The 24,397-nt window shown below is 59.8% G+C and carries 20 protein-coding genes; 9 read left to right on the top strand and 11 right to left on the bottom strand.

Annotated features, from left to right (window positions below):
- Window positions 1-236: 236 nt before the first annotated feature.
- Together rhaI and ACQZ40_RS17905 are read right to left on the bottom strand one after the other, a co-directional pair.
- On the bottom strand, window positions 237-1,529 hold the full coding sequence (rhaI, locus tag ACQZ40_RS17910) for an L-rhamnose catabolism isomerase (RefSeq protein WP_448748382.1): 1,293 nt from the start codon (window positions 1,527-1,529) through the stop codon (window positions 237-239).
- 150 nt (window positions 1,530-1,679) lie between these two features.
- Complete coding sequence (locus tag ACQZ40_RS17905) at window positions 1,680-3,776, bottom strand: bifunctional rhamnulose-1-phosphate aldolase/short-chain dehydrogenase (RefSeq protein ID WP_271046256.1); 2,097 nt, start codon at window positions 3,774-3,776, stop codon at window positions 1,680-1,682.
- Between the two features lie 200 nt (window positions 3,777-3,976).
- Here ACQZ40_RS17905 and ACQZ40_RS17900 point away from each other — a divergent pair, with 200 nt between their 5' ends.
- From ACQZ40_RS17900 to ACQZ40_RS17870, 7 genes are all read left to right on the top strand, one after another.
- On the top strand, window positions 3,977-4,807 hold the full coding sequence (locus ACQZ40_RS17900) for a DeoR/GlpR family DNA-binding transcription regulator (RefSeq protein ID WP_035262536.1): 831 nt from the start codon (window positions 3,977-3,979) through the stop codon (window positions 4,805-4,807).
- 47 nt (window positions 4,808-4,854) lie between these two features.
- Window positions 4,855-5,865 carry a rhamnose ABC transporter substrate-binding protein gene (gene rhaS / locus ACQZ40_RS17895; RefSeq protein WP_174045390.1) on the top strand — a complete coding sequence of 337 codons (1,011 nt, stop codon included), beginning with the start codon at window positions 4,855-4,857 and terminating at the stop codon, window positions 5,863-5,865.
- 223 nt (window positions 5,866-6,088) lie between these two features.
- A complete protein-coding gene (locus tag ACQZ40_RS17890) occupies window positions 6,089-7,624 on the top strand; it encodes a sugar ABC transporter ATP-binding protein (protein ID WP_174045393.1) in 1,536 nt (511 codons plus the stop codon).
- 13 nt (window positions 7,625-7,637) lie between these two features.
- The gene (locus ACQZ40_RS17885) at window positions 7,638-8,639 is read left to right on the top strand and encodes an ABC transporter permease (RefSeq protein WP_448748381.1); all 1,002 of its coding nucleotides are present in this window, start codon (window positions 7,638-7,640) and stop codon (window positions 8,637-8,639) included.
- Window positions 8,636-9,646, top strand: coding sequence for an ABC transporter permease (locus ACQZ40_RS17880; RefSeq protein ID WP_065657123.1), 1,011 nt, complete (start codon window positions 8,636-8,638; stop codon window positions 9,644-9,646). Before ACQZ40_RS17885 ends, ACQZ40_RS17880 begins: the two co-directional genes overlap by 4 nt.
- Window positions 9,647-9,649: 3 nt before the next feature.
- Entirely contained in the window at window positions 9,650-9,973 is a 324-nt protein-coding gene (gene rhaM, locus ACQZ40_RS17875) for an L-rhamnose mutarotase (RefSeq protein WP_448748380.1), read from the top strand.
- Window positions 9,970-11,352, top strand: coding sequence for an FGGY-family carbohydrate kinase (locus tag ACQZ40_RS17870; protein WP_448748379.1), 1,383 nt, complete (start codon window positions 9,970-9,972; stop codon window positions 11,350-11,352). Before rhaM ends, ACQZ40_RS17870 begins: the two co-directional genes overlap by 4 nt.
- A 55-nt stretch (window positions 11,353-11,407) precedes the next feature.
- Here ACQZ40_RS17870 and ACQZ40_RS17865 read toward each other — a convergent pair whose 3' ends face one another.
- The 4 genes from ACQZ40_RS17865 to ACQZ40_RS17850 form a co-directional block, all read right to left on the bottom strand.
- A complete protein-coding gene (locus tag ACQZ40_RS17865; protein WP_003522568.1) occupies window positions 11,408-12,244 on the bottom strand; it encodes an alpha/beta fold hydrolase in 837 nt (278 codons plus the stop codon).
- 247 nt (window positions 12,245-12,491) lie between these two features.
- On the bottom strand, window positions 12,492-13,187 hold the full coding sequence (locus tag ACQZ40_RS17860; protein ID WP_003522567.1) for an FkbM family methyltransferase: 696 nt from the start codon (window positions 13,185-13,187) through the stop codon (window positions 12,492-12,494).
- 161 nt (window positions 13,188-13,348) lie between these two features.
- Window positions 13,349-15,271: a putative bifunctional diguanylate cyclase/phosphodiesterase gene (locus tag ACQZ40_RS17855; protein WP_448748378.1), complete on the bottom strand. Its 1,923-nt coding sequence runs from the start codon at window positions 15,269-15,271 to the stop codon at window positions 13,349-13,351.
- Between the two features lie 21 nt (window positions 15,272-15,292).
- A complete protein-coding gene (locus ACQZ40_RS17850) occupies window positions 15,293-15,799 on the bottom strand; it encodes a putative pterin-binding protein (RefSeq protein ID WP_003522565.1) in 507 nt (168 codons plus the stop codon).
- 617 nt (window positions 15,800-16,416) lie between these two features.
- Between ACQZ40_RS17850 and ACQZ40_RS17845 the strand changes: the two genes are divergently transcribed.
- The gene (locus tag ACQZ40_RS17845) at window positions 16,417-17,853 is read left to right on the top strand and encodes an NAD-dependent succinate-semialdehyde dehydrogenase (RefSeq protein ID WP_448748385.1); all 1,437 of its coding nucleotides are present in this window, start codon (window positions 16,417-16,419) and stop codon (window positions 17,851-17,853) included.
- Between the two features lie 272 nt (window positions 17,854-18,125).
- Entirely contained in the window at window positions 18,126-19,223 is a 1,098-nt protein-coding gene (locus tag ACQZ40_RS17840) for a DNA alkylation repair protein (protein ID WP_448748377.1), read from the top strand.
- Window positions 19,224-19,230: 7 nt separating this feature from the next.
- Here the strand turns inward: ACQZ40_RS17840 and ACQZ40_RS17835 are convergent, their stop codons facing one another.
- The 5 genes from ACQZ40_RS17835 to ACQZ40_RS17815 all read right to left on the bottom strand — a co-directional run bounded on the left by ACQZ40_RS17835 (window position 19,231) and on the right by ACQZ40_RS17815 (window position 24,276).
- On the bottom strand, window positions 19,231-20,256 hold the full coding sequence (locus ACQZ40_RS17835; RefSeq protein WP_003522562.1) for a sulfate/molybdate ABC transporter ATP-binding protein: 1,026 nt from the start codon (window positions 20,254-20,256) through the stop codon (window positions 19,231-19,233).
- 5 nt (window positions 20,257-20,261) lie between these two features.
- The gene (cysW, locus tag ACQZ40_RS17830) at window positions 20,262-21,149 is read right to left on the bottom strand and encodes a sulfate ABC transporter permease subunit CysW (RefSeq protein ID WP_448748376.1); all 888 of its coding nucleotides are present in this window, start codon (window positions 21,147-21,149) and stop codon (window positions 20,262-20,264) included.
- 3 nt (window positions 21,150-21,152) lie between these two features.
- Window positions 21,153-21,992 carry a sulfate ABC transporter permease subunit CysT gene (gene cysT / locus ACQZ40_RS17825; RefSeq protein ID WP_078053429.1) on the bottom strand — a complete coding sequence of 280 codons (840 nt, stop codon included), beginning with the start codon at window positions 21,990-21,992 and terminating at the stop codon, window positions 21,153-21,155.
- 57 nt (window positions 21,993-22,049) lie between these two features.
- Window positions 22,050-23,036, bottom strand: a complete 987-nt coding sequence (gene cysP / locus ACQZ40_RS17820; protein WP_080857393.1) for a thiosulfate ABC transporter substrate-binding protein CysP — start codon at window positions 23,034-23,036, stop codon at window positions 22,050-22,052.
- A 169-nt stretch (window positions 23,037-23,205) separates the two neighbouring features.
- Window positions 23,206-24,276, bottom strand: a complete 1,071-nt coding sequence (locus tag ACQZ40_RS17815) for an enoyl-CoA hydratase/isomerase family protein (protein ID WP_271046263.1) — start codon at window positions 24,274-24,276, stop codon at window positions 23,206-23,208.
- Between the last annotated feature and the right edge of the window lie 121 nt (window positions 24,277-24,397).

The following is a 24,397-nucleotide window of genomic DNA, read 5'->3' as shown; positions in this document are numbered from 1 at the left end:
TTGCTCCTCTTTCGTGTCCGAGATCGTCGCCAAACGCTCGAATACGAGTAGAATCAACACCGTGCGCCATGTCCACCAAATTTAAACCGGACAGCAGTGAGCCTGTCCCGAGCATCTGCTACCTATCGATTTTATGCGACGCTGGCAGATCCTCGGCACAAGGCCGAGGATGACGTCGAGATAGAGGCAAGGTGTGTAGTCAGCCTTAGCTTCCCTCTATTCTAGCGACACCGAACTTACACAATACCGCCGCTGCCGCCGACCGAAGCAGGCCGTTGCGCCGCCACCCGCTTGCGATAGCCGCTCGCACGATAAGTCGCGACCGGATCGATAGCGCCGCCTGCCAATTGCCGGGCCTGAGCAAGAATGGGTTCCACATCGGTGCGATAGGCCCGCTTCAGCATATCGGAAGCCATCAGCGCATCATTATCCTGCTGGTAGCCGTCGAGGGCCGCGCGATCCACCAGCAGCGCCTGCGCATAGGCGCGGCGGATTTCGTTGGCGCTGGAGATCAGGCTTTCGATCGGGTCCGTCACATTGTGCGACTGGTCGATCATATGGGCGGGATGGAAACCCTTCACGCCGCGATATTCGGCATCCACCAGCTCGTTGAAAACGAGGAACAGGCGGTATGGCTCGATTGAGCCGGCATCCAGATCGTCATCGCCATATTTGCTGTCGTTGAAATGGAAACCGCCGAGCTTGCCGAACTGGATGAGTCGGGCGACGATCATTTCGATATTGGTGTTCGGCGCATGGTGGCCGAGGTCGACGAGGCAGAAGGCCTTTTCGCCGAGCGTATTGGCAATGAGGTAATTGGTGCCCCAGTCCTGCACGACGGTCGAATAGAAGGCCGGCTCGTACATCTTGTGTTCGGAAAAGATGCGCCAGTCATCCGGCAGCGCCTTGTAGATATCGGCCATGGCGGCAAGATAACGCTCGAAACTTCTGGTGAAATTGCTCTGGCCGGGGAAGTTCGAACCATCGCCCACCCACACCGTCAGCGCCTTCGAGCCGATGGCATTGCCGATTTCGATACATTCGATGTTGTGCTCGACGGCCTGCCGGCGCGTGGCGGCATCCGTGTGGCTGAGCGAACCGTATTTGTAGGAATGGCTCTGGCCGGGCGCATCCGAAAACGTGTTGGAATTCATGGCGTCGAAGCCGAGACCCAGCGCATCGGCATGGGCTTTCAATCGCTTCGGGTCTTCCTTGTCCCACGGAATATGCAGGGAAACGTTGGGCGTCGCCCGTGTCAGCTGGTTGATGACGGCGCAATCATCCAGCTTGTCGAAAATGCCGCGCGGCTCGCCCGTGCCGGGAAAACGGGCAAAACGGGTGCCGCCGGTGCCAACGCCCCAGGAAGGCACGGCGACGAAAAATTCCGCGACCTTGGCCGTAACGGCCTCGATATCGATATTGCGGCGCGCAAGCTGGTTGCCCAGCGCCTGATAATCATCCTTCAGCGCGTGAGCACGCTTGTCGTTTTCCGCCGCGATCACATCGGCAGCGATTTTTGTCTCGGTCATCTCTTCCTCCCAGGCAATGAACACAACAGGTGCTTCGGCCCGCGACGCCACCACCCCGTCATTCCGGCCTTGAGCCGGAATGACGAAGGTGGGACTTTCGCCACTTCTCAAAGCATCGTGTCTTTTTATATGTCGATATCCACCGACACCCTACCGCGTAAAACTTTGCGCATTACCGGCATCGACATTGATGATGTTGCCGGTGGACTTGGCGGAGGCGTCGGACGCCAGGAAGTAGATCGCCTCGGCGATATCTTCCGGGAAGACATTGAGCTTCAGCATCGAGCGCTTGCGGTAATGTTCCTCCAGATCGGTCACTTCGATCTTGGAAGAGGCCGCGCGCTGCTCGCGCCACTCGCCGCTCCAGATTTTAGAACCGCGCAGCACGGCATCGGGATTGACGGTGTTAACGCGAATGCCGGCTTCCGCTCCTTCGAGGGCGAGGCAACGGGCCAGATGAATTTCCGCAGCCTTGGCCGTGCAATAGGCGGAGGCATTGGGCGAGGAAGCGAGACCGTTTTTCGAGGCGACGAACACCACGTTGCCGCCGAGATTCTGACGCCGCAGCAGCCGGAACGCTTCCCGCGAAACGAGGAAATAGCCGGTGGCAAGAATGTCGATATTCTTGTTCCACATGGCAAGCGTCGTGTCTTCCACCGGCGCGGAGGAAGCTATGCCAGCATTGGAGACGAGAATATCCACGCCGCCGAATTCCACGCTCGCTTCCGCGAAGGCTGCGATGACGGCATCCTCTTTCGTCACATCAAGCTTGACGGTACGCACCGAGTCAGTGCTGTAGCGCTTGACGAAATCGGCCTTGGCGGCTTCCAGCGCCGCTTCGTCAATATCCGCCAGAACCACGCAGGCGCCCTCCCCCGCCAGCCTTTCCGCCGTCGCCCGGCCGATACCGCCAGCACCGCCGGTGACGAAGGCCACCCGGCCGGCAAGGCTCTTCGGCTTCGGCATGCGCTGAAGTTTTGCCTCTTCCAGCAGCCAATATTCGATATCGAAAGCCTCCTGCTCCGGCAGGCCCTGATATTCGGACACGGTGGAAGCACCACGCATGACGTTGATGGCGTTGACGTAAAATTCGCCGGCGATGCGGGCAGTGGCCTTGTCCTTGGCGAAGGACAACATGCCAACGCCGGGGATCAGGAAAATCACCGGATTCGGATCGCGCATCTTCGGCGAATTGTCGTGGCGGCAGGCCTCGTAGTAGCGGGTATAATCGGCGCGGTAAGCTTCAAGCGCCTTGTCGAGACCCGCCGTCAGCGCGTCCACATCCGGCTTCGCCGTATCGAGATCGAGGATCAGTGGGCGGATTTTGGTGCGCAGGAAGTGATCCGGGCAGGATGTGCCGAGTGCGCCGAGCGGCTTCAGGTCCTTCGAGTTGACGAATTCGAGAACCGCCTCCTGATCGTCGAAATGGCCGAGCTTGCGTTCCTCACGGCCGATGCGGCCACGGATTTCCGGCATCAGCCGGGCGGCGATGGCGCGGCGTTCGGCAACGGGCAGGCTCTTCGCCACCGCGCCGCCAAAAATCGTCTTGCCTTCGGTCTTGGCCGCAAACCATTCGATCGCCTTGTTGATGATGGCAAGCGTCAGTTCGTAACACGCCTTGGCGTCATTATCCCATGTGAAGAGACCATGGCTTTCCAGCACGACACCCTTGGCCTTAGGGTTGGCCTTGACGAAAGCTTCGAGATCGAGACCGAGCTGGAAACCCGGGCGACGCCAGGGCAGCCAGCCGATATCGTCACCGAAAATCTGCTGCGTCAGCTCTTTCGAATTCTTCGAAGCGGCAATGGCGATGATTGCATCGGGATGCATATGGTCGACATGATCGTAAGGCACGAAACCGTGCAGCGGCGTATCGATGGAAGCCGCGCGCGGATTGAGGTTGAAGGTACAATGCGGCAGGAAACCGACCATGCGGTCTTCATCCGCAACGCCCTTGTAAATGCCCTTCAGCGCTTCCAGCTTGTCGAGATAAAGCGTCGCAAAACCATCGAGCTTGATGGTGCCGACATCGCCGCCGGAGCCCTTCACCCACATGACGCGGACCTTCTCGCCCGTCAGCGGATCGGTCTCAAGCACCTTTGCAGATGTGTTTCCACCGCCATAATTGGTGATGCGCTTGTCGGCACCGAGCAGATTGGAACGATAAAGCAGCTTGCCCGGCTCATCGAGCGTTCTGGCATAGGCATCGTCCCAACGGCTTTCGAGAAGGCGGGATTTTCCCGTCATGTCTTCCTCCCAATATCTGTCTGCATTCGCGGAGCCGATAGCGGCCCGCCTCCTTTAATGGCAGATATCGCGCATCCAAAAGCACAATGTCAATCAAAAACGATCACAAATTTTCATGTTGCAGCGCGATATTGATTAATTTGATCGTTCTTGATTGACAACATAAAGAGATTGCGAATAATCACGATCAGGAGGACCCCATGCACGAACGCGAACGCCATCGCATCATCTTGAGCGCCACACAGGAAAAAGCTGTCGTGACGGTGCAGGATATTGCCGAACTGACGGATGCGTCGGAAGCGACGATCCGCCGGGATATCGCCTCGCTGCATGTTCAGGGCAAGTTGCGCCGCGTGCGCGGCGGGGCGGAAGCGGTGCATCCGCCGCAGCTCGGCAATCTGGCCGCGCGGCCGTTCCGGGTGTCCGAATCGGTCAACATCGACAAGAAACGCGCAATTGCGCGCAAGGCCGTCGATCTGTGCCACGATGGCGATGCGATCATCCTGAATGGCGGCACGACGACATTCCAGATGGTGCACTACATGGCGGCGCGCCGCCTGCAAGTCATGACCAATTCTTTCGCCATTGCCGAGCATCTGGTCAAACATTCCAAATGCAATGTCAGCGTGCCGGGCGGCGCGATCTATCGCGACCAGAGCCTTATCCTGTCGCCTTTCGAGAATGATGCGATCCGCAATTTTTATGCGCGGCGGATTTTTCTCGGTGCGCAGGGCGTGGGTGCGCTCGGCATCATGGAATCCGACGCGCTGGTTATCCAGAGCGAGCAGAAGCTGATGCGACAGGCGGAAGAGCTGATCGTGATGGTCGATTCTTCGAAATTCAGAAAGCGTTCCAGCCTCATTTTATGCCCGCTCGAAAATGTCTCGACCATCATTACCGATGACGGGATTTCCGACGAGGCGGCGAGGATGGTGGAAGATGCCGGCGTGGAATTGCTGGTCGTCGGCGCGGTGAGGGATGGCAAGACAGCCGCCCCGCCGGATGAAGAGGATTCTTCTTCGGTCGCCTGAGGAGCACCGGAGAGAGGAAAAAGGTTCAAAACGGGAGGAAAAGGGACATGAAACTTACACGCAGAACATTGACGAGCGCACTGGTGCTTGGCGCGGCGCTCTCCGTCACAGGGCTGGGCAGCGTTGCCCAGGCCGCCGATGTGAAGATCGCACTGGTGGTCAAATCGCTCGGCAACGGCTTTTTCGAAGCCGCCAACAAGGGCGCGCAGGAGGCCGCAAAGGACCTCGGCGGCGTCGAGATCATCTATACCGGTCCGACCAGCACCACGGCGGAGGGCCAGATCGAAGTCATCAATTCGCTGATCGCGCAGGGCGTCGATGCCATCGCCATTTCCGCCAACGATCCCGACGCCGTGGTTCCGGCGCTGAAAAAGGCGGCGCAGCGCGGCATCAAGGTCATCTCCTGGGATTCCGGTGTTGCGCCGGAAGGCCGCATTCTCCAGCTCAACCCCTCGTCCAACGCGCTGATCGGCAAGATGTGCCTGCAGCTCGCCGCATCGCATCTGGAAGGCGGCAAGGGCGATTTCGCCATTCTTTCGGCCACCACCACCTCCACGAACCAGAATATCTGGATCGACGAGATGAAAAAGCAGCTGAAGGATTTCCCCGGCCTCAACCTTGTCACCACGGTTTACGGTGACGATCTGGCCGACAAGAGCTACCGCGAAGCGCAGGGCCTGCTTTCCTCGCAGCCGAATGTGAAGGTCATCGTCGCGCCGACAACGGTTGGCGTTCTCGCCGCCTCGCAGGCCGTGAAGGATGCGGGCAAGATCGGTCAGGTCTATGTGACGGGCCTTGGCCTGCCGTCTGAAATGGCCGGCGCCATCAAGTCGGGCGCCACCAAGGAATTCGCCATCTGGAACCCGATCGACCTCGGTTACTCCGCCACCCAGATCGCCTATCGCCTGGTGAAGGGCGAAACCGATGGCAAGCCGGGTTCGGAAATCGAAGCCGGCCGCATGGGCAAGATCAAGGTTGGCGAGAACAGCGAAGCGGCGATGGCCGATCCGTTTGTTTATGACGCGAAGAATATCGATCAGTTCTCGAAGATTTTCTGATCTTGAGAAGTGACGGCAGTGTGCGGAGGGCACCCCCCTCTGCCCTGCCGGGCATCTCCCCCTCAAGGGGGGAGATCAGCCAGATTATAACACTCGCTTACTCTCAACTTTAGTGATGGCCTCAACGGTGCCGCATATCGATCTCCCCCCTTGAGGGGGAGATGCCCGGCAGGGCAGAGGGGGGTGCCCTTCACCGCTTCAATCAAACTGACCGGTAAGACGGATGATGCGTATCGAAACGAAAATTTTAGATGTCGTCGAGGCTTCAAATTCAACGCCCATTCTGGAAATGCGCGGCATCAGCCAGATATTCCCCGGCGTCAAAGCGCTGGATGGCGTCGATATCGCGCTTTATCCCGGCAAGGTCACCGCGCTGATCGGCGAGAACGGTGCTGGTAAATCCACGCTCGTCAAAATCCTCACCGGCATCTATCGCCCCAACGAAGGCGAAATCCTTCTCGATGGCCAGCCCGTCCATTTTCACAGCGCACAGGACGCCATCGATGCCGGCGTGACCGCCATTCATCAGGAAACCGTGCTGTTCGACGAGCTTTCCGTCGGCGAAAACATCTTCCTCGGCCATGCGCCGAAGGGTCGTTTCGGTCTGATCGACTGGAAGACCATCAACACGCGCGCCAGAACCCTGCTGGAACAACTGGAAAGCACCATCGATCCGACGATCCGGCTGAAGGACCTGTCCATCGCCCAGCGCCATCTCGTCGCCATCGCCCGCGCGCTTTCGGTCGAGGCGCGCATCGTCATCATGGACGAACCGACGGCCGCCCTTTCCCGCAAGGAAATCGACGATCTCTTTCGCATCGTCGAAAACCTGAAGCGGCAAGGCAAGGCGATCCTTTTCATCAGCCACAAGTTCGACGAGGTCTATGAGATCGCCGAGAACTACGCCGTGTTCCGCGACGGCAGGATGGTTGGAGCGGGCAATCTCACCGCCACGCCGCAGGACGAGATCGTGCGGCTGATGGTTGGCCGCGACGTGACGAACGCCTTTCCCAAGCAGGCCGTCACACTTGGTCCGACGGTTCTTTCGGTGCGCGATTATTCGCATGAGACGGAATTCCGCGATATTTCGCTCGAACTGCGCAAGGGCGAGATTCTCGGCCTCTACGGGCTGATCGGCGCCGGCCGCTCCGAGCTTTGCCAGTCGTTGTTCGGCATTACCCGGCCGGCTTCAGGGCAGGTATCGCTGGAAGGCCAGCCGCTTTCCATCCGATCACCGGAAGACGCGATCCGCGCCGGCATTGTTTATGTGCCGGAGGAGCGCGGCCGCCACGGGCTGGCGCTCGACATGCCGATCTATCAGAACATGTCCCTGCCATCGCTTACGCGCACGTCGCGCAAGGGATTTCTGGCAGCCGCCAATGAATTTGCGCTGGCGCGCAAATATGCCTCGCGGCTCGATCTGCGCGCGGCCGCCCTTTCGGTGCCGGTCGGCACGCTTTCAGGCGGAAACCAGCAGAAGGTGGTGATCGGCAAGTGGCTCGCCACCCAGCCCAAGGTCATCATTCTCGATGAACCCACCAAAGGCATCGATATCGGCTCCAAGGCCGCCGTGCACGGCTTCATCAGCGAGCTTGCCGCCGAGGGGCTTTCCATCATCATGATTTCATCCGAACTTCCCGAAATCCTCGGCATGTCCGACCGCGCCATCGTCATGCGCGAAGGCCTGATGGCGGGCCAGTTCGAACGCGCCGATTTTTCTCCGGAAAAGCTGGTGCGCGCCGCCACCGGCAATGCCTGAGAGGGGCAACCATATGCAACGTCTACTTAAAAATCGCGAATGGCTGCTGGCGGGCATCATCATCATCATGATCGCCGGTTTTGCGCTGCGCGCGCCCGGTTTCAGCCGGCCCGGCAATCTCGTCAATATCTTCAACGATACCTCCATCCTCATCATTCTGGCGCTTGGCCAGATGGCGGTCATTCTCACCAAATCCATCGATCTTTCGGTTGCCGCCAATCTCGCCTTCACCGGCATGGCGGTGGCGATGACCAATGCCGCCTTTCCGGGTATTCCTCTGCCGCTTCTCATCGTCATGGCGGTCGGCATCGGCGCGTTTCTCGGCTCGCTCAACGGCTTGCTGGTCTGGTGGCTCGGCATTCCGCCCATCGTCGTCACGCTTGGCACACTCACCATCTATCGCGGCATGGCCTTTGTGCTGTCCGGCGGCGGCTGGGTGAATGCGCACCAGCTTTCCCCCACCTTCCTCAACGTGCCGCGCACCATGATCCTCGGCATGCCCGTACTTTCATGGGTGGCGATCCTCATCATCGCCGGCGCATGGCTGGTGCTCAGCCGCACCTCCTTCGGGCGCTCCGCCTATGCGTCGGGCGGTAATCCGAGTGCCGCCGTCTATGCGGGCATCGATGTCGGCCGGACGCGCTTCTTCGCCTTCGTGCTCTCGGGCGCGCTCGCCGGTCTCGCCAGCTATCTCTGGGTATCGCGTTATGCGGTTGCCTATGTCGATATCGCCGCCGGTTTCGAGCTGGACAGCGTGGCGGCGAATGTGATCGGCGGCATCTCGATTGCCGGCGGCATCGGCTCGGTCGCGGGTGCGGTGCTCGGCGCGTTGTTCCTCGGCGTCATCAAGAACGCCCTGCCCGTCATCGGCATTTCGCCCTTCGCGCAGATGGCGATTTCCGGCGTGGTGATCGTGCTCGCCGTCGTCTTCAACGCCCGCGCCGAAGCGCGAAAAGGCCGTATCATCCTGCGTGACCGCGCAGCAAGCGATCAGGCCAGGGAGGCCGCAGCATGAGCACCATGCCTCAACCAGCGCAGAATCCGCGCATCATTCCAGACAAGCTCGGCACGCCGATACGCCGCATCATGGCCAGTTGGGAAGTGCTGCTGCTTGGCGTTGCGATCCTCATCTTCATCGCCAATTCGCTGGCCTCGCCCTATTTCCTCAATGCCTGGAACCTGTCGGACGCGACCTTCAACTTCACGGAAAAGGCGATCATCGCCTTCGCCATGGCGCTGCTGATCATCGCCGGTGAAATCGATCTTTCCGTCGCCGCCATCATCGCGCTCGCCTCCACCGCCATGGGTGCGGCAGTGCAGATGGGCGTCGGCACACCCGGCCTCGTCGCCATCGGCATCGGCACCGGGCTTTTGTGCGGAGCTTTCAACGGCTTTCTGGTCGCGGGGCTGAAGCTGCCGTCCATCGTCGTCACCATCGGAACGATGAGCCTGTTTCGCGGCATTTCCTACATGGTGCTGGGTGATCAGGCCTATGGCAAATATCCCGCCGATTTTGCCTATTTCGGTCAGGGTTACGTTTTCTGGGTGATTTCTTTCGAATTCGTGCTGTTCATCGCCATGGCGATCCTCTTCGCCATTCTGCTGCACGCCACCAATTTCGGCCGGCAGGTCTATGTGATCGGCAACAACCCCTTCGCCGCCCGTTTCTCCGGCATACCCGTCGAGCGGGTGAAGTTCATCCTGTTCCTGCTCACCGGCCTGATGAGCGGCATCGCCGCCGTCTGCCTCACATCGCGGCTCGGCTCCACCCGCCCGTCTATCGCTCAAGGGTGGGAGCTTGAGGTGGTGACAATGGTGGTGCTGGGCGGCGTCTCCATTCTCGGCGGCTCCGGCACCATCGCAGGCGTCGTCATTGCCGCTTTCGTCATGGGCCTCGTCACCTTCGGGCTCGGTCTTCTGAATGTGCCGGGCATCGTCATGTCGATCTTTGTCGGTCTGCTGCTCATCGTAACCATCGCCATCCCCATCGTTGTCCGTCGCCTTCGCGCCATGAGAAGTTAAGCCATGCCGGAACTTGAAAAACACGCCTTCAAGATGAAACTCTTTGCCGGAAAAGAGGCCGAATATAAAAAGCGACATGACGAGATATGGCCCGAACTGGTGGCGCTGCTGCGCGACGCGGGTGTGAGCGATTACTCCATCCATCTCGACCCGGAAACCAACATCCTGTTCGGCGTGTTGACGCGCCCGAAGAACCACGGCATGGCGGCTTTGCCCGAACATCCCGTGATGAAGAAATGGTGGGCGCATATGGCTGATATCATGGAGAGCAATGCCGATAATTCACCCGTTGTAAAAGACCTGGTGACGGTGTTCCATCTGCCATGAGCGACATCATCAGACCGAGCCGGGTCGCGGTTATCGATATCGGCAAGACCAATGCCAAAGTAGTCGTCATCGACACCGGCAGCGGAGAGGAAATTGCCGGCGAGAAGCGGACGAACCCCGTTCTCCGCGATGGCCCCTACCCACATTACGATGTGGAGATGCTTTGGCGCTTCATTCTTGCCGCTCTTCAGCGTTTCGGCCAGAAGCCCGGTTTCGATGCGATTTCGATCACCACCCATGGCGCTTCTGCAGCGCTTCTCGATGCGAACGGCGATCTCGCCATGCCGGTGCTCGATTATGAACACGGCTATCCCGCCGCCATTGAAGAAGCCTATCGCGGCATCAGGCCCGATTTTGCCGAGACCGGCTCGCCACAGCTTCCCGTCGGGCTGAACCTTGGCGCGCAAATCCATTTCCAGAAAGCGGCCTTTCCGGACGATTTCTCCAGAGTGCGCAGCATCGTCACCTATGCGCAATATTGGGCGGGACGGCTGACGGGTATTCAGGCCACGGAAACGACCTCGCTCGGCTGCCATACGGATCTCTGGAATCCACGCCGGAGAAGTTTCTCCTCGCTCGTCGCGCGTCTCGGTATCGAACATTTGATGGCGCCGGTCCGCTCCGCTTTCGATGTGCTGGGAACAATTCGCCCGTCGCTGGTGCTGGAAACCGGTCTTTCGCCGCATATGCCGGTCTATTGTGGCATCCACGATTCCAACGCATCGCTCCTGCCGCATCTTCTGCGCCGCGACGGAGATTTTTCGGTCGTCTCCACCGGCACCTGGGTGGTGAATTTCGCCATCGGCGGCGCGGCGGGCGCGCTCGACCCCACCCGGGACACACTCCTGAATGTCGATGCTTTCGGCCGTCCCGTTCCCTCGTCCCGCTTCATGGGCGGCAGGGAGTACGAAATGCTGGCGCAGCAATTCGGGACAGTGGAAGACGAAGCGATAGACGCGGCTCTCGGCAGCGTGGTTGCCAGGGGCACGATGCTGCTGCCGAGCGTCGTCAGCGGCTCCGGCCCATTTCCGGACAAGGCGGCGCGCTGGATCGGCGAAGCCACGGCCACGGCCGCGGAACGGCACGCAGCGGCGTCGCTTTATCTCGCCCTGATGACGGAATGCAGCCTCTCGCTCATCGGGCGGAAAGGTCCGATCCTTGTGGAAGGCCCCTTCGCCAGCAACACCCTTTATCTGAAGGCGCTGGCCGGCTTTGCAGAGACCGAAGTAACGGCGGTCGAAGGGTCGACGGGCACCAGCGCCGGTGCGGCCCTGCTCACCGGCATCAAGCCACTTGCCGGTCGCGAGCGCCATTTCACGCCACACGACATTCCCGGCCTCTCCTCTTACCGCAATGCCTGGCGAGGCCACATGGCTTGATGCGAAACGCAAAATGCGGCCGAACGCTCGGCCGCATTTTGATTTTGCAGAAGGATCAGCCCTTGATGAAGGCCAGAAGATCGGCGTTCAGCACATCGGCATTGACGGTGAGCATACCGTGCGAGAAGCCGGGATAGGTCTTCAGCGTGCCGTTTTTCAACAGCTTAACCGATTTCAGCGCGGAGTCGGCAATCGGCACGATCTGGTCGTCTTCGCCATGCAGCACCAGTGTAGGAACGCTGATATTCTTCAGGTCTTCGGTCTGGTCGGTTTCCGAGAAGGCCTTGATACCGTCATAATGGGCCTTTGCGCCGCCCATCATGCCCTGACGCCACCAGTTCTGGATAACGCCTTCATGAACGGTCGCGCCATCGCGGTTGAAGCCATAGAACGGGCCGGCCGGCACATCGCGGAAGAACTGTGCGCGGTTTGCGGCGAGCGACGAGCGGAAGCCGTCAAAAACCTCCATCGGCAGGCCTTCCGGATTGGCCTCGGTCTTGAGCATCAGCGGCGGCACGGCGGAAACGAGAACCGCCTTGGCGACACGGCCGGCGGGTTCGCCATGTTTTGCGACATAACGGGCGACTTCGCCGCCACCGGTGGAGTGGCCGATATGGACGGCGTTCTTCAGATCGAGGGCCTCAACGACGGCAAAGGCGTCGGCGGCGTAGTGATCCATGTCATGACCGTCGGCGACCTGGGCGGAACGGCCGTGGCCACGGCGGTCATGGGCGACGACGCGAAAACCCTTGGAAACGAAGAACAGCATCTGCGCATCCCAGTCATCGGACGAGAGCGGCCAGCCATGGTGGAACATGATCGGCTGGGCATCCTTCGGGCCCCAGTCCTTGTAGAATATTTCGGTTCCGTCTGTCGTCTTAACAAAGCCCATGATCGTTACTCCTTCGGTTGCGTTGGCATCTGCGGCACAGCCTGTTGTGCGCCGGTTTGATGGAGGGATGATGACGCAGGATAACGGTTGCAACAATTGCAACAATAATTGGCAATGAATTGCTGTTTATGAAATTATCTTCTCGACCCGCATACCATTCCGGCACACGTGTCGACCCGCTCCGCGCCCTCATGCAAGGGTGAGAACGGGGATGACCGGCGGAGGGTTCCGTGAATTCGGTGCGGCCTCAGTCTACCTCGGGATCGTATTCCCTCGGGCTCTCGTCTTTGGAGAACAGGACACAGGGTCCGCGTGAACCGCGTGGATCATAGGCATATCCCTTGGCGGTCAGCGCCTGCATGATATCGCGAACCCCGGCGAGACCGTAAAGATGGTCGTGCAGTTCGACGAATATCCGCTCCACGCCGGTCAGATCGGCCCTGCCGAGCAGATCGCGTTCCGCACCCTCGATATCCATCACGAGCGCGGTGATGCCCCGGCTGGCGATAAATTCATCGATATTGGCGGAAGAAATTTCGATGCGTTTTTCATAGGGGCCCTGATTTTCGTCCATGGACGACATCCAGAGATCCCTGCGGACGTAAAAAGGATAGGAGCTCGGCTCATCGGCGGTGAGAAGCCCCTGCGAAAACACGACATTGCCGCGGCAATTGGCCTTGATCACCCGCTCTGCCAGCGCCGCGGTGGAGGGGTTGGCCTCGAAGGCCCAGACGGAAACATCCTCGATGCCGGCAATGATCGAGGTGATGATCCCGATACCGGAGCCCAGCTCCAGTACGCGATCGCCGGGCTTGATGGCTTTCAGGACGCTGCGGGCCTCTTTCGCCTCATAGCTGCCGTCGGTCAGCGCCTGCCAGATGACCGGCGACACCTCATCGGAAGAGAGGGGAAGGGCAACTCCATGCACGTCCAGTATTTCCATGTCTCAAGCCTTTTCGCAAAACCCGGCCGCTTTGTCGCAATGATCCCATACCGACCGGGAATGCTCTACAGCATCGTTGCGGCAACCGGTATCGGTTTTCGCAAGCAACGCTATGACGTGGTAAAAATTCAAGATACGGCCGGCGCCAAAACAGGCGCGTCTCAGACGGAACTCCAGGCCACAAGCTCCCTGGCCGGCAACGGCCTGCTGATCAGATATCCCTGAACCTGATCGCAGCCCAGACGCCTGACGCATTCATATTGCTCTTCCGTCTCGATACCTTCCGCAATCGTCGTCATCCGCAGACTGCGGCCGACACCGACCACGAATTCCACGATCGCGAGCGCGTCGTGGTCGCTGGTGATATCGCGCAGGAACGAGCGGTCGATCTTGATCTTGTCGAAGGGCACGCCGCGCAAATTGGCGAGCGATGAATAACCTGTCCCAAAATCATCCATGGCGATCTGGATGCCGACGGCCTTCAGGCGCGACAGCGTGTTGATCGTCTGGTCGCTCTTGTTAAGCAGGATCGATTCGGTGATTTCAAGCTCGAGCCGGCTGGGTTCCAGCCCGCTTTTCTCAAGCGCGCCCATGACGTTCTGGATGAGGTTGGTACTGTGGAACTGAACCGGCGACAGATTGACCGCCACCTTCATGTCCTCGTCCCAACCCATCGCCTCGCGGCAGGCGGTCTCCATCACCCATTTTCCGAGCGAATGGATGAGACCGGTTCTTTCCGCAACGGGAATAAACACGCTGGGCGGCACATCGCCCCGTACGGGATGTTTCCAGCGCAGCAACGCCTCGAAGCCGCAAAGCTTGCGTGTCTGGGTCGCCACCTGCGGCTGGTAATAGACTTCCATCTCGTCGTTCTGCAACGCGGTCTGCAGATCGGCCTCGAAGGACTTTTTCTCGGTCAGCTGCTTTTGCATGCGGACCTTGAAAACGCTCGCCCGGCCGGGGCCGATGGCTTTCGCCTCATAAAGCGCCAGATCCGCGCGCTTGAACAATTCATCCGCGTCGACGGCGCCGTGCGATATGGCGATGCCGATGCAGGTGCCGATTTTGACCTCCTGCTCGCCCAGCTGGTAGGTGCGGCTGATCTGGTCGATGAGCTTGGTGGCAAGACGCCGGGCGGCATCCTCGTTCAGATCGTCGGAGACGACGGCAAATTCGTCGCCGCCCAGACGGCAGACCATGTCATAATCGCCGCCGATGCCCGAGAGACGCTGCGCCACGGCCTGAAGCAGCGCATCGCCGGCATCGTGGCCGAGCGTGTCGTTGACGTCCTTGAACCCGTCGAGATCGAGCAGGAGGATGGCTGTCGTTCCCGTCCCGCCGAAGGATCGGCGCAACCTCTCGATCAGTTCCTGCCGGAACAGCGCGCGGTTCGGCAGTCCCGTCAGCGCGTCGTGATAGGCGTCGTGTTCGAGCCGAACATTTTTAGCCTGCAATTCCAGCGTCGCGGCGCGCAGATCGTCCGTCAGGCCGCGCATGCTTTTCTGCGCGCGGTTCAGGAGATCATTCTGGCGAAGCAGCAATATGACAAGCGCGATACCGCACAGGATCAGGCCGCCCGCCAGCGCGGTATAGACGATATGCAGCTTGCGCACATCCTCATGGGCCGTATCGATCAGATTGACGTCATAAGCGACGGAAGACGAGGCAAGCGTCGTCATCGGCGCGTCGAGCGCGCTCATCGTTGCCAGCAGATCCGGAACTTCGGCCGGATCGAGGGTGTTCACCCGCTGCTCGAGACGGGCCAGAACGGCATCGAGGCGGGTTACGAGATCCCGCCACTGCTGTTTTTCATTGATGAAGGCCCCGAGATTGCCCTGCTTCAAAAGCTCGAGGCGGCTCAGCATGATGTCCAGGCGCAGTTGCAGCTCATCCCGGTCGATCTTGCCGGGATTGAGCGCGAACACGGCCAGCTTGTTCTGGAGGCGCAGATATTCGGCTACGGTCTGGCTGACGGCCCAGGAATCATTGTAGCGGGCGAATTTCTGCAGAGCGGTCTGCCGCTCGGCAATGACGAAAGCGATATAGCCCGTTGCCAGGACGAAGCAACAGATGATCACCGCCACAAGTTTTCGCAAACGGCACCTTTATTCCACTATCAGTTTGGCAACTTGCCATGCGGACCGCGAATAATAGGTCTGCTTCTGCAGCTCCGGATCGCTGTCATAGGGATAGATGACGAACAACGGGCCCTTTTCGCGAACTGTCATGTAATTGCCATCCAGCTTGATCGCCAGGATAACGTTAAATTTCTTAAAATCTTCAATCGGTATCGTGCTGACGTAATCGTTGAGGGCGACTGCCGTGACGCTGGTGCCCTTTGCGCCGACGACATCCATCAATTTTGCCAGCGAAACACCATCGAAACGGACACGGCCATCATGCCAGGGCGTCGTCGTCTCCACCGTCACCATGCCGAGCGCTTCCAGCATGTCACGATCAAATACCGCGGCACCCTCGCCATTCGTATTGGCGATGTTTCCGGATATGGTTAATATCGGTTTTCCTTGCGGTTTGGCAATTTCGCCGGCTTCGGCACAGGAAAGCCACGCGAGCGACAAGAACGCACTGAGAAGTACCCGGGCGAAACTCATACTTTTTCTCCATCGATAACGTTCAGGTCGAGGGTTTTCACCAACCTTTGAAGGTCAAGGGAACCGACGCTAGCAATATATATCAGGAATGGATGTTATATCCTTAGTGAGATTTTATCCGTATTTTCTCTAGGTTTTGAGTAAACCCTTTGGATAAGTTTTCCGTCTTATTGTATTTTTTCAGGCCGCGCGTCCCATTATGACACAAGCGGCAAGCTGCGGAGACCCCTCCCGATAATTCGTCAGGTGCGACAAAGGCCGAATTGTGGCGAGAGCCTTTCCGTCGTCGCGCAGCCGCATCTGATTCGCCTGAGGCAGCCGGATAAGCGACGCCCCGTCCGCGTGCCGGATTGAAATGACGAATGGCAAATTCCACGTCACGGAAAAATCATGGCGATTGCCGGAGCGCACGGTTGAAACGTACCGCCCGGACCTTAATATAAAGGCTGTCGTTTCCGTTTCCGACAATTCAAGAAGCCCCCGTCGGAAATATCCAGACACATGTTCCGCGCAGCGAAAGCCGCGATGCCGGATATCGTCCGGCCAGGAAAATTCTGTTCACGTCTCAGGGCCGGACGGCATTTCGCCGAATTGGCCGCATCATGAAGGTAGCCCCTATGCACACCTATCCCGACATCAAACTTCTCATTGATGGCGAATGGCGAGACGCCGTTTCCGGCAAGACGATCGCCGTGTCCGATCCGGCAACCGACGAGATCATCGGCGCGATTGCGCATGCCGAGAAGGAAGACCTCGATCTGGCGCTTGCCGCCGCCGAGCGCGGTTTCAGGGTGTGGCGCGACACCTCGCCTTTCGAGCGCTCGAAGATCATGCGCAGGGCGGCCGATCTCCTGCGCGAGCGCAAGGACAAGATCGCCTACATCATGACCCGCGAACAGGGCAAGCCGCTGGCGCAATCCGGTACTGAAATCATGGGCGCCGCCGATACCATCGACTGGTTCGCCGAAGAAGCCCGCCGCACCTATGGGCAGGTCATTCCGGCGCGCGCAACCGGCGTTTCGCAGCTTGCCATCAAGCTGCCGGTCGGTCCCGTCGCGGCGTTTACGCCGTGGAACTTCCCGATCAACCAAATCGTCCGCAAGCTTTCCGCAGCGCTTGCCACCGGCTGCTCCATCATCGTCAAGGCCCCGGAAGAAACACCGGCGTCACCGGCTGAACTGATCCGCGCTTTCGTGGATGCCGGCGTGCCGGCGGGCGTCATCGGACTCGTTTACGGCGTTCCATCCGAGATTTCGGAATATCTGATCCCGCATCCGGTCATCCGCAAGATCTCCTTCACCGGATCCACTCCCATTGGCAAACATCTGGCCGCGCTTGCCGGCAAGCACATGAAGCGCGCCACGATGGAGCTTGGCGGCCATGCGCCGGTGATGATCTTTGACGACGCCGATATCGACAAGGCAATCGAAGTCACCTCGCTTGCCAAGTTCCGCAATGCCGGTCAGGTCTGTGTCGCCCCCACCCGCTTCCTCGTGCAGGATGGCGTGGCCGACCGTTTCCTCGAAGGTTTCGTGGAAGCGACGAAGGCCATCAAGGTCGGCAACGGGCTGGAAGACGGCGTCATCATGGGGCCGCTCGCCAATGAGCGCCGCATCCCGGCGCTGGAAGGCCTCATCAACGACGCCGTTTCCCATGGCGCAGAATTGAAGACCGGCGGCCGCCGCATCGGCAACAAGGGCAATTTCTTCGAGCCGACGGTTCTCGCCAATGTGCCGACCACCGCCAAAATCATGAATGACGAACCCTTCGGCCCGGTCGCCATCATCAATCGCTTCTCGAGCTTCGATGACGCCATCGCCGAGGCGAACCGCCTGCCCTTCGGCCTTGCATCCTATGCCTTCACCGGCTCGGTCAAGACCGCCCACGCGCTTGGCCAGCAGGTCGAGGCCGGCATGCTGACCATCAACCACAACGGCCTTGCGCTTCCGGAAGTCCCCTTCGGCGGCATCAAGGATTCCGGTTATGGCACGGAAGGCGGCTCGGAAGCGGTTCAGGCCTATCTGGAGACCAAATTCGTCAGCCAGATGAGCTGACGCTTTTTTGGCGAACCCGGAGCATCCGCACCTTCGTCACCCCGGCCTCGAGCCGGGGTCCAGCCAGCCCAAGTCCTAGGGCTGAAAAGACTCTATTCGCCGCGCAGACGCGCGTCGGCTGGATGCCGGATCTAGTCCGGCATGACGGAAGAGAGGCCTTATTGATCTGAGAGCAGGCAAAATCAGCCACAGCGTTTTTTCGCTGCTCCGGTCCTGCTTGCTTTCGTCTGCATCATTCCCTAAAAGAACAAAAAGTGAACTTTGAGGGGAATATGAGCGACGCGGCGGCACCGGCACTGAAGGAAATCTTCAACCGCGAGAAACTGCGGCATATCGCCGATGAGACGAAGGCCGTTCATCCGCCATTTGACGTTTCCGCCTTCATGGCGCTCGCCACCGAAAACCTTGAAGCGCTGGGCATCATGCAGCGCATGCGGCAGGTGGCGACAAGCCTGCATGCGACACTTCCCGGCGACTATGCCCGCAATATCGAAATCCTGACCGCCGCAGCGCCGGGCATCGGCAACGGTTTCGCCTCCATTTCGCTACCGGAATATGTGGCGCTCTACGGCCTCGATGATTTCGACCTGTCCATGGAAGCGCTGCATTATTTCACCCGCTTCGGCTCCTCGGAATTCGCCATCCGTCATTTTTTGCAAAAGGACTTAGGCGCCACCCTCACCGTGATGGAAACATGGTCGCGACACGAGAACGAACATGTGCGGCGTCTCGCGAGCGAAGGCTGCCGGCCCCGCCTGCCATGGTCGTTCCAGCTCAAACCTCTCATCGACGATCCCTCACCGGTGACAGCAATCCTCGACACGATGAAAGCCGACGAGGCGCTTTATGTGCGCAAATCCGTCGCCAATCATCTGAACGACATCACCAAGGACAATCCCGCTTTCGTGCTGGCGCTGATCGATACCTGGCCGAAGGACAATCCGCATACACGCTGGATCACGCGGCAGGCCCTGCGCACATTGATCAAGAAGGGAGATGCCGCCGCACTTGCCCATCTCGGCGCACATGAGGAAGCGGAAATTTCCCTTGCGGCATTTCAGGTTACGCCGGACAAGGTCGTTCTCGGCAATCCGGTGCGGATTTCAGCCTCCTTCACCTCGACGGCGAAACGGCCTCAGAAACTGGTGATCGATTACGCCGTGCACTACGTGAAGAAGAGCGGCGATGCCTCCGCGAAAGTCTTCAAGTGGAAAGAGATCGAGCTTCAGCCCGGCGAGACATGCGCGCTGTCGATCAGCCGCGCCATACGTGATTTCACGACCCGCAAACACTATCCCGGCATCCACAGGGTCGACCTGACGATCAACGGCAAGCTTGTGGCAGAAAGCGCCTTCGAGCTTCTGGGCTGATAGCGCCTCACGCCGCCGGGAAAATCTTCGCCCGGCGGATGATGACGGAACCGCGGTCTCCGGCGGCGACATCGTTTTCCGGCGGCACGTCGAATTCCAGAAGGTCGCCGCCATCGGTGCTGGCAATCACCCGGCGCTCGCCCGCACGGTCGAGAACCCGCGCCACAGAAGCCGGAATGCCCTCATGCAGATCTTCCCACTCCAGATCGCCGGGGCGGGCATAGATGTCCACCGCGCCATCGCCTTGAGCATAGGAAAAAGGCAGCTCGTTATCGCCGACATAGACCTTGCCGCCGCGCGCCACGCCGGACACCCGGTTGGCATCGCCCAGAAAGCGCATGACGAAGGCGCTGTTCGGCTGGCGGCAGACCTCCTTCGGCGTGCCCTGCTGTACGATCTCGCCCTGATTGAGAATAACCACACGGTCAGCAAGATCGAGCGCCTCTTCCTGGTCATGCGTCACGAAAATCGTGGTGATGCCGAGCGAATCGTGAATCTCGCGCAGCCAGCGGCGCAGGTCGCGGCGCACATTGGCGTCCAGCGCCCCAAAGGGCTCATCGAGCAGAAGCACCTTCGGATCGACCGAAAGCGCACGCGCCAGCGCCACGCGCTGCCGCTGGCCGCCGGAAATCTGCGCCGGGAAACGGTCGCCCAGGCCATCGAGCTTCACCAGCCGCAGAAGCTCTTCGACGCGGGCATCGATTGCCGCCTTGTCCCGCTTCACCTTCGAGACCTTCATGCCGAAAGCGATGTTTTGATGCAGGGTCATATGCGGAAAGAGCGCGTAGTGCTGGAATACGAAACCGACGCCCCGGTCCCGCACCGGAATATTGGTGGCGTCCTCGTCGCCGAAAAAGATCCGGCCGCCATCGCTATATTCGAGGCCGGCGACCATGCGCAAAATCGTGGTCTTGCCGGAACCTGAGGGGCCGAGCAACGCCAGAAGTTCGCCGCTTTCGATATCCAGCGAAACATCGCGCACGGCGCGGAAGGTATCGAAGGTCTTCACCACATTTTCGAGGCGGATTTTCATGGGAATCAGGTCTCCGTGGCGATGGCGGCATCGCCGTTGGTCTTCTTGGCCCCGCGCCCGGCGCCGCGTCGTTCCAGCGCCACCTTGGCGATGATGGTGACGACGGCGAGGGTGGCGAGGATCGAGGCCGAGGCAAAAGCGCCGGCCGTCTGGTAGTCGTGGTAAAGCAGTTCGATATGCAGCGGCAGCGTATTGGTCTGGCCGCGAATATTGCCCGATACGACCGATACCGCGCCGAATTCACCCATCACGCGGGCGTTGCACAGCACGACGCCATAAAGCAGCGCCCATTTGATATTCGGCAAGGTGACAGAAAAGAAGGTGCGCCAGCCGGAGGCGCCAAGCGAGGTCGCCGCCTCTTCCAGATCGCGGCCCTGCGCCTGCATCAGCGGGATAAGTTCCCGCGCCACGAAAGGTGCCGTGACGAACACCGAGGCGATGACGATGCCGGGCAGCGCAAAAAGTATCTTGATGTCATGTGCATCGAGGAACGGGCCGAAAAGCCCCTGCAGGCCGTAAACGAAAAGATAGGCGACACCCGCGACGATGGGCGAGATGGAAAAGGGTATCTCGATCAGCACCAGCAGGAACCGTCGACCGGGGAAATCGAACTTGGTGATCGCCCATGCGGCCGCAACACCGAAGGCCGTATTGACCGGCACGGCGATCAGCGCCGTCAGCACCGTCAGCATGATGGCGTGGCGGGTATCGGGATGGGTGATGGTGGCCGTATAGGCCTTCCAGCCCTGCGAAAGCGCCTCGACGCCGATGATGATAAGCGGCGCCAGGACCAAAATGGCGCCGATGACCAGCACAAAAGAAATCAGGCTGCGGCGAACGAGAGGGGAGTCGCCGACGCGTGGCGGTTTGCGATGTGAAGAAACGGCGCTCATCTCTCAGCCCCTCACCGTATAACGAAGCGCGCGCGCCTGCAGATAATTGGTCACCGCCAGCATCACGAAGGCGGTGATGAGCAGCACGGAGGCGATGGCGGCGGCGGCCTGATAATCATATTCCTCCAGCCGGATGAAGATCAGCAGCGCCGTGATTTCCGTCGAAAACGGCTGATTGCCGGCGATGAAGATGATCGCCCCGAATTCGCCGAGGCTGCGGGCGAAGGACAGCGACAGACCGGCGAGCAACGCTGGCGTCAACAGCGGCAGGATGATCTTGCGGAAAATTTCGAGATCGGAACCGCCGAGCGACTGCGCCGCTTCCTCAAGCGCCGGATCGAGGTCTTCCAGCACCGGTTGCACGGTACGCACAATGAAGGGCAGGCTGGTAAAGGCCATCGCCACCATGATGCCGAGCGGCGTATAGGCCACCTTGATGCCGAATTGCGAAAGCACCGAGCCGAACCAGCCATTGCCTGCGAACAGTGTCGTCAGCGCAATGCCGGCAACGGCGGTCGGAAGCGCAAAAGGCAGATCGACGATGGCGTCGACGATGCGCCAGCCGGGAAAGCGGTAACGCGTCAGCACCCAGGCGAGCGCCAGCCCGAAGATGACGTTGAACAGCGTGGCAGCCAGCGCGCAGAGCACGGTAACACGATAACTGGCCACGGCGCGCGGTGAGGAGATGATCGACCAATATTCGGCAGGGCCAAGGCTTGCCGCCTTGAACACCAATGCCGAGAGCGGCAGAAGCACGATGATGGCAACGTAAGTCAGGGTAACGCCAAGGGACAATTTCAGCCCCGGCAGAACATTCCGCTTCAAACCCCGCCCCCCATTCATCAAAAAGCGACCCGGCGGTTTCCCGCCGGGTCTTTTACCTGTTGCGTATCGCTGTGATTAACGGCTGCCGTAAAGCGTATCAAGCGTCGCGCCGGATGCAAAATGCTCTTTCTGGATTTTATCCCAGCCGCCGAAGACCTCCTCGACGTTGACGAGGCGAATGGCCGGGAACTTGTCCTTGAATTCGCCGACGACCTTTTCATTGTGGACGCGGTGGCCGAATTCGGCGGCGATGCGCTGGCCTTCCTCGGTATAGAGGAAGTCGAGATAGCTCTTCGCCAGATCGCGCGAGCCGCGCTTGTCGACCACCTTGTCCACCACGGCCACCGGGAATTCGGCCAGCAGGCTGACGGAGGGCACGACGCCTTCCACCTTGTCTGCGCCATATTGCTTGGCGATGCCGCGCGTCTCGGCTTCGAAGGTGATCAGCACGTCGCCGATTTCACGCTCAACGAAGGTGGTGGTGGCGGCGCGGCCTCCCGTGTCGAACACCGGCGTATTGTCGAAGATTTTCTTGACGAATGCCTGAACCTTCGCGTCGTCGCCGTTGAACTTCTCCTTGGCGTAAGCCGTGGCGGCGAGATAGGTGTAACGGGCGTTACCCGAGGTCTTCGGATTGGGGAAGACGATCTTCACATCGTCGCGGGCAAGATCGTCCCAGTCCTTGATACCCTTGGGATTACCGGCTCGCACAAGGAATGACGGGAAGGAATAGAAGGGCGATGCGTCGTTCGCAAAATCCTTCTTCCAGTCGGCGGAAACGAAGCCCTGCTTCACCAGAAAATCGACATCGGTGACCTGATTGAAGGTGACGACATCGGCTTCCAGACCTTCGACGATGGCGCGCGCCTGCTTGGAGGTGCCGGCATGCGACTGGTCGACGGTGATGCCCGGATGCAGCTTGATGAACGCCTCGTTCTCGGCCGCGAAAACTTCGCGGGCGACATCGTAGGATGCGTTGAGAATGGTGGTCGGAGACTGCGCCTGCGCCGCACCTGCAAAAAGAGCGGCAATGGCAGTACCGATAATGAGAAGACGTTTCATGAATACCCCCGGCAATTCGAATGGTGCTCAACATAGCGGGCGGCGGCAACGCCCGCGAGAAACAGCCATGCTTTCCGGGCGCGCGGATTGGAAATTTCACCCAAAGAATACGGACTCCAAAGGCGATGATTTCATATACGGCGAGAAGCCGGATTTCTTTTGCGTCGGCCTAAAGACGATGATCGGGAAACAGATTGCCGGAATGCGCGGCAAAATAAGGCGCAATGTCCTCCTCCCTCACCTCCTCCAGCCGTGCCGGTTGCCAGCGGGGATTGCGATCCTTGTCGACCAGCGCAGCACGCACGCCTTCGTAAAAATCATGCTGGCGCAATATTTCCGTACCGGCGGCAAATTCCCGCTCCAGGCATTCGATGAGGCTCGCGCTTTCCCGGCCGAGACGCAGCAGCTTCAGGGTCAGTTTCAGACTGGTGGGAGAGCGTTTTTGCAGGACCTCGAGGGTTTCGCGCGAAAACGCATCCTGGCGCGCCGAAAGTGCGGCGACAATCTCCTCGACCGTGTCGAAACGGAATGTCGCGTCGATGATCTCCCGATTTATGGATAAAACGCCTTCACCGGCCTCGTCGGCGCGCGCCGCGATCGCCGTCTCGATACTGTCTGTATCCGCGGCTTGCGACAGGTCTTGGATCAACCCGTCGAGACGGTCCGAAGGAACAAGATAATCGGCAAAACCGGCATAGATGGCATCGGCAGCGGTCACGGCATTGCCCGTCAACCCCAGCCAGGTGCCGCATTCGCCCGGCGCCCTTGGCAAAAGCCAGGAGCCGCCGACATCCGGGAAGTAACCGATGCCGGTTTCCGGCATGGCGAGTTTTGTGCGTTCCGTGACGATGCGGTGGCTGCCATGGGCTGAAATGCCGACACCGCCGCCCATGACGATGCCGTCCATCAGAGCAATGTAGGGTTTGCCGAAGCGGGCGATGCGATAATTGAGCGGAAATTCTTCCCGCCAGAAATCAAGCACCTGCGGATCGCCCGCCTTGCCGAGATCGTGAATGATGCGGACATCGCCCCCGGCGCAAAGCCCCCTGTCGCCTTCCCCTGTAAGGACCACACAGGAAACACGAGTATCCTCTTCGAAACGCTGGAGCGCCTGAAAAAGGTCGCGCACCATGGGCAAGGTCAGGCTGTTGATGGCCTTCGGGCGGTTGAGGCGAATGATGCCTGCCCCTCCCCGTTTTTCGACGATGACCTGCGCATCCGCTTCCGTTCTCTGTTCCAAGACTGCCTCCTCCGCTGCCCATTCATCCGGCCATCTTGGCGGGCCGGGCGCGATCACGCAACGTTGATCTTGTTCTGCGGGAACGTCTTTCGCTCAAACCGCTTTAACGGGCAGAAAATGC

The organism is Agrobacterium sp. 16-172Ci (assembly GCF_053522725.1).
This window is presented reverse-complemented; position numbering and strand designations above follow the sequence as displayed.